A 14,493-nucleotide genomic window follows, 5' to 3' on the forward strand; every position below is an offset into this window, starting at 1 on the left:
CAAGGCGTTCTGAGAGGCGCCCAAGCGGCGCCGATCAGGCCTCCTGGCCATCGCCGATCCAAAAATCGAGTCACGGCAGCATGACTTCGTTCGCGACCGATCAATCTTGTTTAAGGCGCAAGGTTTAGGATTCGGAAACGACGAATCGGTTCCCAGGACGCCCGCGATTCCATGACTTCAAGTCAGGCGAGGCAAAATAGGGAGATGGGGGGAGATTTTTGAGTCGGCTGCGCTGCTTCGCGGCATCGGGTTGCGAGCGAAGGAGGGCGGGCGCCCCATGCAAAGAAGCGGCGATCTCGCGCTTCAATGCGCTAAATCGCGAATCCCCGACGCAAAACAGATAATCGCCGATCCGCAAACGGCGATGGCCACAGGCGGCTCAGCGTCCGGCCTTGGGGCGCGCCTATTTCGTCGGCGCACCGCTCTGATTGAACGACCCGCGGTGGAGACCCTGGATTTCGACGATGCCGGTGTTCTGGTTGAATTGCATCCGCTGCGCCGACTGCGGCGACATCGGGGCGCCGAGATAATCTTGCTGCGTAATGGTCGCCGGTCCCGTGTCGCTCCCTTCCAGAATGAACAGCCCTTTCGATTGATCGAATGTCGCGCGGCCGCCCGTGGCGTTGAACATCTTTTGCTGCTTGTCCTGTCCCTCGATCACCACGTTCCCCACGGCGTTGAGCTCGACCTGGCGGGCGTTGGCGCCGTCGACGCGTGCCATGGGGCTTTCCGTCACTCCCAACTGATCGCAGGTGATCCAGATCGTATCGGGGCCCGGATCGCCGCCCGGCGACATCGCCAGTCGTTGTTCCCACGACTCGACCGGTCCATAGACCGCTTCGACGTTGCCGATGACGTTCACCGTCTTCGTATGGAGATTGCCCCCTACGCCGCGCACGAAGTCGACGTGCAGATGTCGCAGCTTCACCTCTTCGTTCATCAAACGCGGCGCCGCCGGAGCCGCCGCGGCCCCGCCCGGGGGCGCCATGAAGGCGCCGGCGCCCTTGGCGAGATGGACCGAGTCGATTTTCCCTGGTCCGTCGCCGCGGATTTCGCCGGTGATCTGGTTCACCTGCAGCGATTGCAACTCTAAATGTTGCCGCGACTGCACGCCGGAGACGTCGCGCTGCTCAAATTCCGCCACGACTCCCTGCTCGCATTGCAGCAGTTCAACCTGCGGATTCTGCCCGCCGCCGTCGAAGCTGACCGGCGCCACGGTCACGATCACCAGCTTGCGCGTGTTGAGCCAGCCCGATTCATGCTGCACGCGAACGTCGCCAGAGAACGTGAGCTCGCGGCCGTGAAGTTGCATCGACTTGAGCCAGGTAATTGTCAGCGGCTCGGGCCGCGCCAGCGGATTGCCCGCCATGTCGCGATCAACCAACAACTGCACCTCGCCCGGAGCGTTCACGACTGCTTCGCTCGTTCCGCGCTGCAGCGAGATGGCCGGGACGCGTAGCTTAGCCCCCTGCCCCGTAAGCTCGGCAATCTGGTGCGGCAACCCATTTTGCCCGCCGGCGCCGCTGATTTCGATTCTCGCGTTCGGCGTGTCGGCGTCGGTGACCTTCAGATGTTCCGCCTCGATTTGCATCGGCGGCACGCCGGGCGCGGTGGCCGACGCTTCCTTGAACACCACGGCGCCATCGACGCTGATGCCGCGAACGTCGCCCGACTTGCCGCGCATCGCGACGTCGAGATTCAGCGTCACCCCCTCGATGTTGTACGCCTTGCCGTTCGACGCCCCGGTCGGACCGTTGAACAGCGCCAGCGGATTAGCCGAGGCGGCGCCGCCGCCCGTGCTGATCGGCACGGCCGCAATCTGTCCGTGCGCGACGCCGTCACCACTCGTCGGACGATCGCCGTGGTCGAACTTCACTTCTAGCTGGTTGACTTTGCCATTAAGTTGCGGCGATTCGATCGCGACGCGACCCATCGCCTTAATCAGCTCAGGCAGCACCGAGCCCGCCAGCGGTGGTCCGCCGCCCTGTCCGGTCGGGGAAACGTTCGCAGATTCTCGCAAGTAAACATCCAGGCGGTCGGCCCACATGGTCCCCGAGCCGGCAAGACTCACGCGCGGCCGGCCATCGAGTCTCAGCACCGGCTTGTCGGCCTGCCGCTCAAGGTTCATCGCGTCGGTCCACCGCACTTCCAGAACCTGGGCGGGCTGCGCGGGATCAACGACGGCTCTCATCCAACCGGCGCCGCGCGCCGCCATGGTGCCGACCTGTCTTCCTGAACCTCTCGGCGGCAGCTGGTACTCAACCATCGGCGCGTGAACTTCCGCTCCCTGGTACTCCAGAACAACTTCCTCGCCTTGCTCCAAAATGAGCCGTTGCGGTCCCAGTTCGATCCACAAACGCCCACCGCGCGCCGCCGCGTCGTGCGACTGCGCCGTCAGCACGACCGGCGCGCCGAGCGCCTCGATCGACGCCGGCTCGAACGCCATCGACTCCGTCGCGCCGCCGGTTGCCCCGTCGTCGCCAGCATTCCATTTCGACGAGCGCGTAAAAAATAGCTTCAGCTCGGCGGCCTGCATCTCGTCCCGTTTGCCGTCTGGCTGCGTCTGCCGCACCATCACCTGGTCGCTGAAGCTCGCCAGTTCGCCGACGAAGTCGATGCGGAACGGACCGACGCTGCGGATGTGAATCGGCGGCGCCGGCGGACCCGCGGCGGCAGCGGCCGTCGCCTCGGGGCTCGGTTGGCCGAAAAAGCTCATGTTCTTCGGCGAAACCTTGACGGCCACGTCGTGCTTCAGCGTCAACTCCTCAAACTTTCCATACAGGCCGCCGAATCCGATGCCGCTGGAGCCCTGCGACTTCATGAAGCGAATCTCAAGTTCGCGACCATACCCTTGGTGCGGCCCCAACCGCATGTCCACCGTGCTCAGCGTGTGAATGCCGTCTTCGTTGATCGTCAGCTGTTGCGTTGTTAGCAGCAAATCGTCCCGCGGCCCTGGTTCGCGCATGTCGCTGCGAATCGTGACGTCGCCCTGCAGCGTTCCATGCTGCACCTTGCCGAAGCCGAAGCCGCTCGCCTCGGCCTCCATCTGCAAAATCGCCCCGTTGGTCGATTCGAGAATGATGGCGTCGCGGGGCGGCTCGCCGCCAGCCTGGCGGGGGGTGGGAAAGAAGATCACCGCGCACTGCGGAATCGTCATCTCGCCGCTGGCCGTCTTCTCTTCGTTATTGAAGATGATCAGCGCTTGGCCGTTGTCGAGCGCTTTGGGCGGTTCGGCGAAGCACCAGTGCGTCGGCGGAAAATACGCCGACAAGAGATCGCGATAACGGTGGAGCGCTTCGACGGGCGTCACCACCAGATCGCTCTGGTCCATGTGCGCCGCTTGGTCCGCCCGCCAGGCCGGCTCGACGAACGGCGCCACCGCCAGCACATACGCCTGATAGACCGCCGCCGTCACGGCAAAGGCAATCGCAGCATGCGTGAGGCGGGTGAGCATGAAATCAGGAGTGAGGAATCAGGAGTGAGGAATCAGGACTCGGTAAGATGCGAGCCGGGGCGTCCCGCCCCCGGACGCGCCTTTTCAGCTATCACCAGCGAGCGGGAAGAAGCAACGCTCCTCAGCGACTGAACTTCATTCCGCCGAACGTGAAGTTTTTTTCGGCTAACAAGTAGGAATCGTCATGGTGCGTCACGACGTTGGTCGACTCGCCCTTGGGAAATCCCTCCTCAATCAAGGCTTCAACCAGCGTTGCCGGCCGCCAAGGAGTGGGATTCAAATCTAAATGAACGCGGGACCGCACGGCGCATAGCCCCCGCTCGCTTATGTAACGAGTGAACGGCAAAATGGAGTTTAATATCGCCTCATCGTCGGTGGTCGCATCAGATTCCGGGAATTTTTGCTCAATGTCGCTGGCAAGCGCGTAAGTCACTTCTTCCGCCGTCGTGCATTGCGTCGTCGTTGGCATCGCAAATAGCATCGACGCAATGATCACTCGCATCCATCCGCGTTGATCAGCGTTCATCTGCGGTTCCCTCCACAACCAAATCCCCGCGACCACCGGTCGCGGGTTTATGCGATGTATTTCCGGATCACGTCGTCCCACTGCCCGGTATTTTTCAGGATCAGCTCCACCACTTCGCGAATGGCGCCTTTGCCGCCGGCTACGCTCGTGACATAGTCGGCCGCCTCGCGAACCTCTTCCGGGGCGTCGCCTACTGCAATTCCCAGCCCCGCAAAGCGAATCGTCGGCACGTCGGGCAAGTCGTCGCCGACGTAGGCAATCTGTTCCGGCTGTAGCCCCAGCGAGGCGGCAATTTCGCGCACCTCGGGCAGCTTATCCTTCACTCCTTGCCGCACGACGTTGAAGTCGAGCTCAGCCGCGCGCAATTTGACGATCTGCGAGCTCCGCCCCGTCACCACGCCCGACTTCCCGCCCGCCTGCTGCCACAGCCGAATCGCCAGCCCGTCGCGAATATTGAAGCACTTCGTCTCGACCCCCTGGTTGTCGAGAATCACGCCGCCGTCCGTCAACACGCCGTCGACGTCGGTCAGCAACAGGCGAATCGCGGCGCAACGTTGAGCGAGCTTCATGGGGGGAAGTGCGTAGGTGAGTAGGTGTCTAAGTGAGTAAGTAAACTGATGAGGACAATGTTTTTCTTATCCCTTCCTCACCTAAACACCTACTCACTCCTCCATCAGTCCGTTTCCGGCAACTCGTCGAACGGCCAACAAAATTCTTGCGGCTCCTCTTCCTCGCCGGGGAACAGCCGCACGATCGGCACGTCCCAATCGCATTCTTCGTACGTTTGCACTTGCATTTCACTCTCCTTCGCACGCGCGGGGAGCATCCCCACGACGTCGGTCACGTCGATCATGCCGACCGGTTTGCCTTGCTCGTCGACCACCGGTAACTCGCTAAACTTCCGCTCGGTCAAAATCTCCAGCGCCGCGGTCATCCGCTCGCCCGAGCAGACGGTCGTCGGCGACTTGATCATGACTTCGCTGATCGCCCGATCGAGCGCGGCGTCGCTGCGCCGTTCGATCAGCCGGGCGAGATCGCTGTCGGTAAACAGCCCCGCCAGGCGGCCGCCGTCGTCGAGCAGCATGATGGCGCCGCTGCGACGCCCCGGCCGGGTACTCGTGACGAGAACTTCACGGATCGATTGGTTCGCGCGGGCGACCCGGCATTCGGCCAAATCGCGCATGTGATCGTCCACCGCGCTCAGCTTCAGTCCCAGCGCACCGCCCGGATGGAAGCGGGCGAAATCTTCGGGCCGGAAGCCTCGTTGTCGGCTCACCGCCAGCGCGAGCGCATCGCCCAGCGCGAGCATCGCCGTGGTGCTGGTGCTCGGCGCCAGGCCGAGCGAACAGGCCTCTTCAAGTTTCCCCAGCGGCAGCACCACCGCCGCCGCCCGGCCGAGCGAACTGGAATGATGCGCCGTGACGGCGATGATCTTCACGCCGAACTGGCGAAGCGCCGGCAGCAACTGCACGACTTCGCTCGACTCGCCGCTTTGAGACAGCGCGAGCACGACGTCGTCCGCATGAACTCGACCGAGATCGCCGTGAAACGCTTCGGCCGGATGCAAGAAGTGCGCCCGCGCGCCAGTCGAGGCGAACGTCGCGGTCAGCTTCTGGCCAATCATGCCGGCCTTGCCGATGCCGGTGACGATCACCGCGCCGCGGCATTCGCGAATGAGCGCGACCGCGTCGAGAAAGCTGTCGTCCAGCCGCGCCGCAACTCCTTCGAGGGCCTGGGCCTCGGCCCGAATCACCTCGCGGCCATAGGCGAGGGCGTCGGCTTCGCGCGTTGCTTCAATCGGCCGCTTCCTTGCGGCGGCGTCCCTCATCATCGAACCGTCTTCCTTGACGTGCGTAGAATGGTCGGGGGCAGGGAGCGGATTGTAGTAGAAGGGTGAGTAAGCGAGTAGGCGAGTGTAGAAGGGTGAGGAGTAAGTGTTTAAGTGAGTAGTTGAAGAAGAATTGCTATCTCCACTTACTCACCTAAACACCCACTCACCTATCACCAGCCCGCTTCAGCGGGCGCATAAAAAAAGCTCCCAGAAAAGCTCACGTCCCAGGGGGGCAAAGGACGCGGAAACCTTTCCGGGAGCGATTGGACGCAATCACGCTTGCGCGCCTGGGCGGACGAATCGAGATGTGTCGGGCTCGAAACGTCGGGGGGAGTGATTCGAAGCGGGGCGAAGCTTCCGTGCTGCGCGGCGCCGCTGCGAAGGTCGAAGTCAGCGAAACCGTCGTCTCGCCGCTTTCTATCGACCCGCTCACGTGTTCCTTGTGTGTATGATGGTGACTGATCGACTTCCTGTCGGACGACCGTCGGCGAAGAGTAGGAAGATTTGAAGTTTCCTGAAAGGGCAAAACTTTCGCGGCTTCCATGCCTCTTGAGTTGTTGCTCGCGGTCGTATGTCCGTCGTGTGTGGGGGGAGAATAGGGCGATGCCGAGAACCGGTCAACAGCACTTTGAGCGACTTCTAAAAAAGTTTTTCGACGCCGTCCGCCGCGCGATCGTCGGGCCCAAACCAGTCCCCGTTCCTGTGCGCCGCTAAAGAAAATGCAAGCCGCAGCGTGTGGCGTGAGGGCGGTTTGCAAGACGGAAAATGTTGTGTCGCGCTAGATGCTCTTGCTAGCAGCGAGTCTCAAAGCCGCAACGTTTCGCAGCGCTATCAAACGCTGCCTGCTGCAAGAAATATTTAGCCGCGGTGCTCGCACCGCGCGTCTCGCAGCGCTCTAAAACATCGTCACGCGTTGATCAGAAGTAGCCGTATGAGGCTAGCACCGACGGGATGACGTTGATCGCCAACACATACAGTAGCCACAGCAGTACGCCAGCCCAATGAGCCCACCCTTGCCGTCCCGACCTGCATAGATCGAAGATCGCCGCCACGATCACGGCAGCCACTCCTGCAAAGTAGGCATAGCGTGCAGCGCTCGCAATGTTCCAGTACCAATCGCCCACTGCTTGCGGTTCGCTTGGCGGAAAGAACGTCGAAATAATCAGCCCGCCGGCACACGTAGCATAAAGCAGCCAGCGCAAGGCGAGCATTCCGAAGGCAGCTCGCCAACGCCGGGGGAACGGCGTTCGGATCGCGATCCAACCGAGTGCTGCCGCGCCTGTCAATTCGTAAGCGAAGTCGCGATAGATGGGAATGTGGTGGACGCTGTGGTCAACGTGATCGCTCAGCCAATAAGGCAGCGTTTTTACAAACTGGTCGACGAACTCGACCATGCCGTAGGCGGCAAGCCACAGCCCCGGCGGCCACCGCCAGCGTTTGTTCCGCCACTTCCACCCGATGCCCAATAGCGTGATCGCGATCATCCCGCCACAGGCGACGGTCTGAACGACCGAGATCCGGAGCATGTCGGCCGCACTGTTCGACGATCGATAGGCGGCGGGAATGCCGTCTATGTAGTCGTTGAGCGCCACAGTCGCCACGTTCCAACGAGCGCCAGCATCGTCATCCACAGGAATAGATGGTGAATGCGAAGCGGCGGCGTGAGAGGAGAATCTTCGCTCGGCATGTGAGGCAAGCCTAGCCGTTTGGCAACCGCACCGCCACTTCCTTCCAGAAACTCGCCAAGTCGATGCTCACTTCCGGCAAACGCGGCGATTGATAGCGATTGTCGACGCCCGTCTGCACAACGTACGCGCCCGCATCAAGAACATAGAACAGCATAAAGCGTTCGAACGGGTCGATGAACCAGTACTCTTCGACGCCTAACTGCGCGTATCGTTGCAGCCGCCTTATACGGGAAGGACGCCGCCCGGGCGCCTTGACTTCGATCACCAGCTGCCGTCGCGTGACGACTGGAAGACCAGCCTCGTATCGCTGAGCTTGCGTGCGTCTTTGCCAATCACGGACGATCGTCGTTGTCGCCCGGTAGGCGTCATCGCAACAAATAGTGAGATCGGCCGTTAGCGCGTCCATCGGAACCAGCCCGCCTCGCAACTGCTCGATGCGAGTCTCTGCCGGCAGCTCGAAGTAGGCGGCCGCTCGGTACGGGCCAAGCTCAGATGACCGCGTGTAAAGCGTCGCTCTCATGCTGGCGTTTGCCTTAAGCTTACTTCGCGAACCGATCCTGCAGCGACTCCACCTGCATCGTCTCCTGCCGCAGCGCTTCCATCGCCCGCACGGCCGCCGTCGCCGCTTCGATCGTCGTGAGGCACGGCACGCCCGCCTGCACCGCCGCAGCGCGAATCTTACCTTCGTCGGTCCGAGCGCCTTTGCCGCGCGGCGTGTTCATCACCAGCGCCACTTCGCCGTCACTGAGGAAATCAAGTAAATTGGGATGCCCCTCGCTGATTTTCTTGACGCGCCGCGTCGGCACGTCGGCCGCTTCGAGGACCTTCGCGGTGCCGTCGGTCGCGAGAATCTTGTAGCCGATGTCGTGCAGCCGCTTGGCCAGATCGACCACGGCCGGCTTCCCCTTCTCAGCGACGCTCACAAAGATATTCCCCTGGTGCGGCAACACCGTCCCCGCCGCGAGCTGGCTCTTCGCGAACGCCATCGAGAACCGCTCGCTGATCCCCATCACTTCGCCGGTCGACCGCATCTCGGGGCCAAGGACGATATCGACGCCCGCGAACTTGATGAACGGGAAGACGCTCTCCTTCACCGAGACATGCCGCGGGATCGGATCTTCCGTGGCGCCCTGCTCCTTGAGGCTGACGCCCGCCATCACTTTCGCCGCAATCTTCGCCACCGGCATGCCGGTCGCCTTCGCCACGAACGGCACCGTCCGGCTCGCCCGCGGGTTGACTTCGATGACGTAAACGATCGGCTTCGAGTCCTCCCACTTCACCGCGAACTGCACGTTCATCAACCCGATGACGTTCAGGTCGCGAGCGAGCGCCTCAGCCGCGTCGCGGATCTCCTTCACCACCGGGCCGGGTAGGCTGTAGGGAGGAATCGCACACGCCGAGTCGCCGGAGTGAACGCCCGCCTCTTCGATATGCTCCATGATGCCGGGGACGATCACGTCCGTACCGTCGCTGATGGCATCGACGTCGACCTCGGTCGCCCCTTCGAGGAAGCTGTCGATCAGTACCGGCTGCCCCTGCGCCGCGACGAACGCCGCGACGACGTACTTCTCCAGCTGCGATTGGTCGTAGCAAATCTCCATCGCCCGACCGCCCAGCACAAAGCTCGGACGCACAAGCACGGGATAACCGATTCGCTCCGCGATGGCCCGCGCCTCGCTCATGTTGCGGGCGATGCCGTTGGCCGGTTGGCGCAGGCCGAGTCGTTCGATCATCGCTGCGAACTTCTCGCGATCCTCGGCCGCCTCGATCGCATCGACGCTGGTACCGATGATCGGCGCCCCGGCGTCCTTCAACGCGCGAGCGAGGTTGAGCGGCGTCTGCCCGCCGAACTGCACGATGATCCCGTCCGGCTGCACGCGGTCGCAGATGTTGAGCACATCTTCCACGGTGAGCGGCTCGAAGAAGAGCAGATCGCTCGTGTCGTAGTCGGTGCTCACCGTCTCGGGGTTCGAGTTGACCATAATCGACTCGATGCCCAGCTCCCGCAGCGCGAAGCTCGCGTGGCAGCAACAGTAGTCGAACTCGATCCCCTGGCCGATCCGGTTCGGCCCGCCGCCGAGGATCATGATCCGCTTCTTGCCCGGCGCCTTCTCTGGCACTTCGTCTTCGGTTTCGTATGTGGAATAGTAGTACGGCGTGTAAGCTTCGAACTCCGCGGCGCAGGTGTCAACGCTCTTGTAAACGGCGCGAATGCCAAGCTCCAACCGCCGCTTGCGAATCTCCATTTCGGACCGCTTGAAAATGACTGACAGCTGCCGGTCGGAGAACCCGAACCGCTTCGCCGTCCGCAGCACGTCAAAGGGCAGCGACTCCCACTCGCCGCTCGCGCGCAGCGTCTCTTCGGTCTCGACGATCTCCAGCAGATTGTCGAGGAACCAGGGATCGATGCCGCTCAGTTCATAAATCTGCTTGACGGTCATCCCCATCTTGAAGGCGTAGCGAATGTGCCACACCCGCTGCGGGCAGGGCCGCGCGAGCTTCGCCCGAATCTCCGCCTCGTCGGGTTGCTCGTCGGTTCCCCACAGATCGCTGCCGTCGCAGCCAAAGCCAAAACTGCCGACCTCCAGCCCCCGCATCGCCTTCTGGAACGACTCCTTAAACGTGCTGCCGATCGCCATCGTCTCGCCGACGCTTTTCATCTGCGTCATCAGCGTGTCGTCGGCCTCGGGGAATTTTTCGAAGGCGAACCGTGGGGCCTTCGTCACGACGTAGTCGATCGACGGCTCGAAGCAGGCCTTCGTCTCGCGCGTAATATCGTTAGGCAGTTCGTGCAGGCGGTACCCGACCGCCAGCTTCGCGGCAATCTTCGCGATCGGGAACCCGGTCGCCTTCGACGCCAGCGCGCTCGAACGGCTCACCCGCGGGTTCATTTCGATGACGATCATCCGCCCGTCTTTCGGATTGATCGCGAACTGAATGTTCGAGCCGCCCGTTTCGACGCCGATCTCGCGAATCACCGCCAGCGAGGCGTCGCGCATCCGCTGATATTCTTTGTCCGAGAGCGTCTGCGCCGGCGCCACGGTAATCGAGTCGCCCGTGTGGACCCCCATGGGGTCGAAGTTTTCGATCGAGCAGATGATCACGACGTTGTCGTCGACGTCGCGCATCACCTCCATCTCGTACTCTTTCCAGCCGATGATCGATTCCTCGATCAGCACCTGGGTCGTCGGCGACATGTCGAGCCCGCGGAGCACCAGCTCGTCGAACTCGTGCCGGTTGTACGCGATCGCCGAGCCGCTGCCCCCCATCGTGAAGCTCGGCCGCACCACCGCCGGCAGACCGATCTTCTCCACCAGCGCCCGCGCCTGCTCGATCGTCGTCACCGTCTCGCCATTGCAGGTCCCGAGCCCGATCTTCGCCATCGCCGCCTTGAACCGTTCGCGGCTCTCGGCCTTGTCGATGACGTCGGCCTTCGCGCCGATCATTTCGACGCCGTACTTCTCGAGCACGCCATGCTTCTCCAGCGCCATCGCCAGGTTGAGCGCCGTCTGCCCCCCCAGCGTCGGCAGCAGCGCGTCGGGCCGCTCCTTCTCGATCACCTTCTCGACGATCTCCCAAGTGAGCGGCTCGATGTACGTCCGGTCGGCGGTCGCCGGATCGGTCATGATCGTCGCGGGGTTCGAGTTGATCAGAATGACCTCGTACCCCTCCTCGCGCAGCGCCTTGCACGCCTGAGTGCCGGAGTAATCGAACTCGCAAGCCTGCCCGATCACAATGGGGCCGGAACCAATCAGCAAGATGCGTTTGATGTCGTCTCGTCGGGGCACGGCGGGATGTCTTCTGGCTAAAGGTGGGAACGCGGCGGAGCGTCAGCGGGGCCGATTCTGTCCAGCGAGTCGGGGCGTCCTCGCCCCCGCTCTCATTCGGCGAGCCGCGGGGTTCGGCCCCTCTGTCGTCCTCCGCTCAGCTCGCACGAAGCGAGTAAAATCGCCCCATCGTAGCCCACCGAATCAGCCCCCTTCAAGGGGCCCAACCTCCCTGACAATTCTGTCATCCGCGATCAACGTCGGGAATTCTCGGGAAAACTTGTCAACAATCGCGCGCACTCATTAACTTAGTCCGCGGGGGGAGGAAAGGCCCATGCATGTCCTCCTATCACTACGTCGTCTTCCCGCGCGGCAAGCAGCCGACCGCGGATGAGGTCCGCGAATTCCAAAAGTTCGCGGGCGCGCTGGCGAACCAGTTTGCCTGGGGCACGTGCCGCGACGACGGCCGGCTCGCCCTCGCCGTCGACCGCCAGTCGTGCGACCACGTCCAACAGATCGACCCCGGCTTCGCCGCCGTCATCCGCCGCTGGGAATCGCACGGCTGCGAGCTCCTCCCCCATCTCGCGTTCGTCAAAGACGCCGCCGCGCTGAAGCCGACCCCGTCGTTTGCCTGGCTCTCGCAAGACGGCCGCGGCACCGTCCAATCCCGCCGCGCCGAAAGCCCCCTCGCCGTTAAGGAGCTGGCCGCCAAAGAAGCGATCGGCCGCTCCCTGCTCGCGGTGCAGCAATCGCTCGACCGCTACGCGGTGATCCAACGGGTCGCGGCCGCGCTCCCCTACGCGCTCATGGCGCTGGCGGCCGTGCTCACCATCGGCGCCGGCTGGTACATCCGCGACCGCCTGCTCCACTCCGGCCGCGAACGCCGCCAAGAGACGATCGAGCGCGCGCTCAGCGAGCCAACGCCCGAGTCGCTTGCCAGCGACGCCCCGCCAGATCGCTGAAGACCCCGCGGATGTGCCCGGCGACGCCAAGGCCAGCGGCTCCCGCCTACTCTCCTCTCAGCCGCGCCACTTCCGCTTCCAACTCCGCAATCCGCCCCTGCAATCTCTCGATCGCCGGCGCCAACTGCCGCTGCGAAAATCGCGGGTGGATATGCTGTGAGCAGTTGACGTCCCAGGCGGCGAGCTTAAACAGTATCACTCGCTCCACATTGCCGGGATAAGCGGGGTCGCGCAGCCGCTCCACGAGCGCCGCATCCCCCTCGACCGCCGTCGCCGTTCCCCACAACTTCACCCGCTGGCTGTTGGCGTAGTCCATCAGAAAGATGAACGCCCGCGGGTTCTCCGCCAGATTCCCCAGCGTGACGTACTGCCGATTCCCCCCGAAGTCGGCAAACCCCAGCGTCTGCTCATCGACGACGCGCAGAAACCCCGGCGAACCTCCGCGGTATTGAATGTAGGGTTGCCCCTGGGCGTTGGCCGTCCCCAGATAAAACATATCAAGCCCCGACAGGAACTCCGTCAGCTGCTCGGTGACGGTCGTCTCCCAGCCCCGCGCGCGCTCCATCCTCGCATAACTCGCCCGCGAACCCTTCTGCTCCTGAATCGACTTCACGGCCGGCGTGAAGGCGACGTCGCTCGGATAGGCGCGATCACTGGGCGATGGATTGGCGGTCATGTGACGGCAATTCCGGAGAGTTGAGATGGTGTTCGCGGGCGGTCACGTTCAACATATCGCAGCTGAATGAAAATTGCTGCCGCTCTGGGCATGCCCGCCATATCCTCCAACTCCCTCCCCAAAAGCTGGCCATGCCGCCAAAATTTTGCTCAGAAAGCCCAAAATAAACCTGCCGACTTTTTCGTTGAAATTGGCCGCGCCTTTCCCTAACGTGAACTTCCGTCCACGCGCCAAGGGCGAACCTTGATATCTCTCGCAAAGGCTCCCAGATTCTCAACGCAGAAAGACGTCTAGAACAAAGAATCGCTTGCCCTGCATTTTTTGCGTTTCTTAGCGCCTTTGCGCCTTCGCGAGAAACTCAAAGCGTCACGGGTACTAGTCGGGGACCCGATCGATGAACAGCCCATTGATCTCCAGCGCCGCCAGCTCGACGTCGGCGTCGTACGCAAAGCCCGGCGCGCCCACATCGCCGCCTTTCAGCAGCAGGCGCCGGTGGGGGGAGCGTCAAACTGTCGCGAGAAACAGCTGACGCGACAGCAAGCGACAGGTGCACTGCCGACGCGACAGCAGCGGCAGCAGCGCGACTCACCACTCCTCCGATTCACCAACTCCCAATCACCCGCCCCGCCACTGTCGCCAAAAACACACGAGGCGACACCGGACGACACGACAGCAAGCGACTCGCCGATAGACGCCGCCCCGTTTGAACCCCATCGTTCCGCCACGCTAACAATCGCAACAACTCCCGCCCTGGTCGAAACTTAGGACTTCTGTCGTGCGAACGACGCGACGCGACAAAAAGCATCCGATCGTTGCTCAGCCTGCAACGGCGACTACAGTAAGAGGAGTCAGCAGGCGGCCGCCCCGGCGGTCAGGCGGTACGCCGCCCGTCACGGAACATGTCACATGCTAAGGAACGAGATGAGAGTATCCGCCTGTTCGCTCCGCGCCCTGGCGCTGTCAGCCATGGCCATCGCCTGCTCCGCCGGCGCCGCTGGGGCCGCCTCCTACACCGAGTCGGTCGACGGTGATCTGTCAGGCGTTGCCGCGTCGCCGACGCCGTGGGCCCTGGGCGTCGGCGCCAATCCGCTCACCGGAACCGCGGGGACGAACTTCAATACCGGCGCCGGCGACTACGACTTGGTCTCGTTCACCCTGCCGGCCGGACTGCGGCTCGATTCGATCACGGTGACGAACTACCAGAACGTCGACCCGTTCGCACTGGCGTTCTTCGGTCTCCAGGCTGGAACTCCCTGGCTCGACGGCTTCGGCTTCAACATCACCGGCACGTTTCTGATGGGCTGGGCCCACCTCGACAGCTCGATGGGGGGAGTCGACCTGCTCGCCAAGATTCAAGACCACGCCAACGATCCGCCGTTCGCCATTCCCCTCAGCAGCGGGACCTACACGCTATTGATCCAGGACATCGACACCACGTTCGACTACACGCTCACGTTCAACGCGTCGGCGGTCCCCGAGCCTTCATCCTTGGCCCTAGCCGCCGTCGGTGCGATCGCAGGTGCACGAATCGGCGTGCGCCGTCGCGCTGTGGTTCGTTGCGAGTGATTCCGACGCCGTCGTTGGCCGAC

At 63.0% G+C, this 14,493-nt stretch carries 10 protein-coding genes; 2 read left to right on the forward strand and 8 right to left on the reverse strand.

The features are described from left to right. Window positions 1-403: 403 nt before the first annotated feature. The 7 genes from I41_RS26495 to carB all read right to left on the reverse strand — a co-directional run bounded on the left by I41_RS26495 (window position 404) and on the right by carB (window position 11,287). Window positions 404-3,454 (reverse strand): hypothetical protein, encoded by a 3,051-nt coding sequence (locus I41_RS26495; RefSeq protein ID WP_145436132.1) that lies wholly within the window; start codon window positions 3,452-3,454, stop codon window positions 404-406. Window positions 3,455-3,575: 121 nt separating this feature from the next. Continuing rightward, window positions 3,576-3,980, reverse strand: coding sequence for a hypothetical protein (locus I41_RS26500; RefSeq protein ID WP_145436134.1), 405 nt, complete (start codon window positions 3,978-3,980; stop codon window positions 3,576-3,578). A 47-nt stretch (window positions 3,981-4,027) separates the two neighbouring features. Further along, window positions 4,028-4,549 carry a KdsC family phosphatase gene (locus I41_RS26505; protein ID WP_145436136.1) on the reverse strand — a complete coding sequence of 174 codons (522 nt, stop codon included), beginning with the start codon at window positions 4,547-4,549 and terminating at the stop codon, window positions 4,028-4,030. A gap of 104 nt (window positions 4,550-4,653) precedes the next feature. Next, window positions 4,654-5,811: a KpsF/GutQ family sugar-phosphate isomerase gene (locus I41_RS26510; protein ID WP_246133761.1), complete on the reverse strand. Its 1,158-nt coding sequence runs from the start codon at window positions 5,809-5,811 to the stop codon at window positions 4,654-4,656. Between the two features lie 917 nt (window positions 5,812-6,728). Continuing rightward, window positions 6,729-7,442 carry a hypothetical protein gene (locus I41_RS26515; RefSeq protein ID WP_145436138.1) on the reverse strand — a complete coding sequence of 238 codons (714 nt, stop codon included), beginning with the start codon at window positions 7,440-7,442 and terminating at the stop codon, window positions 6,729-6,731. 67 nt (window positions 7,443-7,509) lie between these two features. Next, window positions 7,510-8,019, reverse strand: a complete 510-nt coding sequence (locus I41_RS26520) for a Uma2 family endonuclease (RefSeq protein WP_145436141.1) — start codon at window positions 8,017-8,019, stop codon at window positions 7,510-7,512. A 19-nt stretch (window positions 8,020-8,038) separates the two neighbouring features. Further along, window positions 8,039-11,287: a carbamoyl-phosphate synthase large subunit gene (carB, locus tag I41_RS26525; protein ID WP_145436143.1), complete on the reverse strand. Its 3,249-nt coding sequence runs from the start codon at window positions 11,285-11,287 to the stop codon at window positions 8,039-8,041. A 317-nt stretch (window positions 11,288-11,604) separates the two neighbouring features. Here carB and I41_RS26530 point away from each other — a divergent pair, with 317 nt between their 5' ends. Then, on the forward strand, window positions 11,605-12,228 hold the full coding sequence (locus I41_RS26530) for a hypothetical protein (protein ID WP_145436145.1): 624 nt from the start codon (window positions 11,605-11,607) through the stop codon (window positions 12,226-12,228). Between the two features lie 46 nt (window positions 12,229-12,274). Here I41_RS26530 and I41_RS26535 read toward each other — a convergent pair whose 3' ends face one another. Continuing rightward, on the reverse strand, window positions 12,275-12,904 hold the full coding sequence (locus I41_RS26535; protein ID WP_145436147.1) for a pyridoxamine 5'-phosphate oxidase family protein: 630 nt from the start codon (window positions 12,902-12,904) through the stop codon (window positions 12,275-12,277). Window positions 12,905-13,825: 921 nt separating this feature from the next. On the opposite strand from I41_RS26535, the gene I41_RS26540 reads away from it, so the two are divergent. Then, window positions 13,826-14,470 (forward strand): PEP-CTERM sorting domain-containing protein, encoded by a 645-nt coding sequence (locus I41_RS26540; protein WP_145436149.1) that lies wholly within the window; start codon window positions 13,826-13,828, stop codon window positions 14,468-14,470. The last annotated feature ends 23 nt before the right edge of the window (window positions 14,471-14,493 follow it).

Source organism: Lacipirellula limnantheis (assembly GCF_007746075.1).
Classification (GTDB): domain Bacteria; phylum Planctomycetota; class Planctomycetia; order Pirellulales; family Lacipirellulaceae; genus Lacipirellula; species Lacipirellula limnantheis.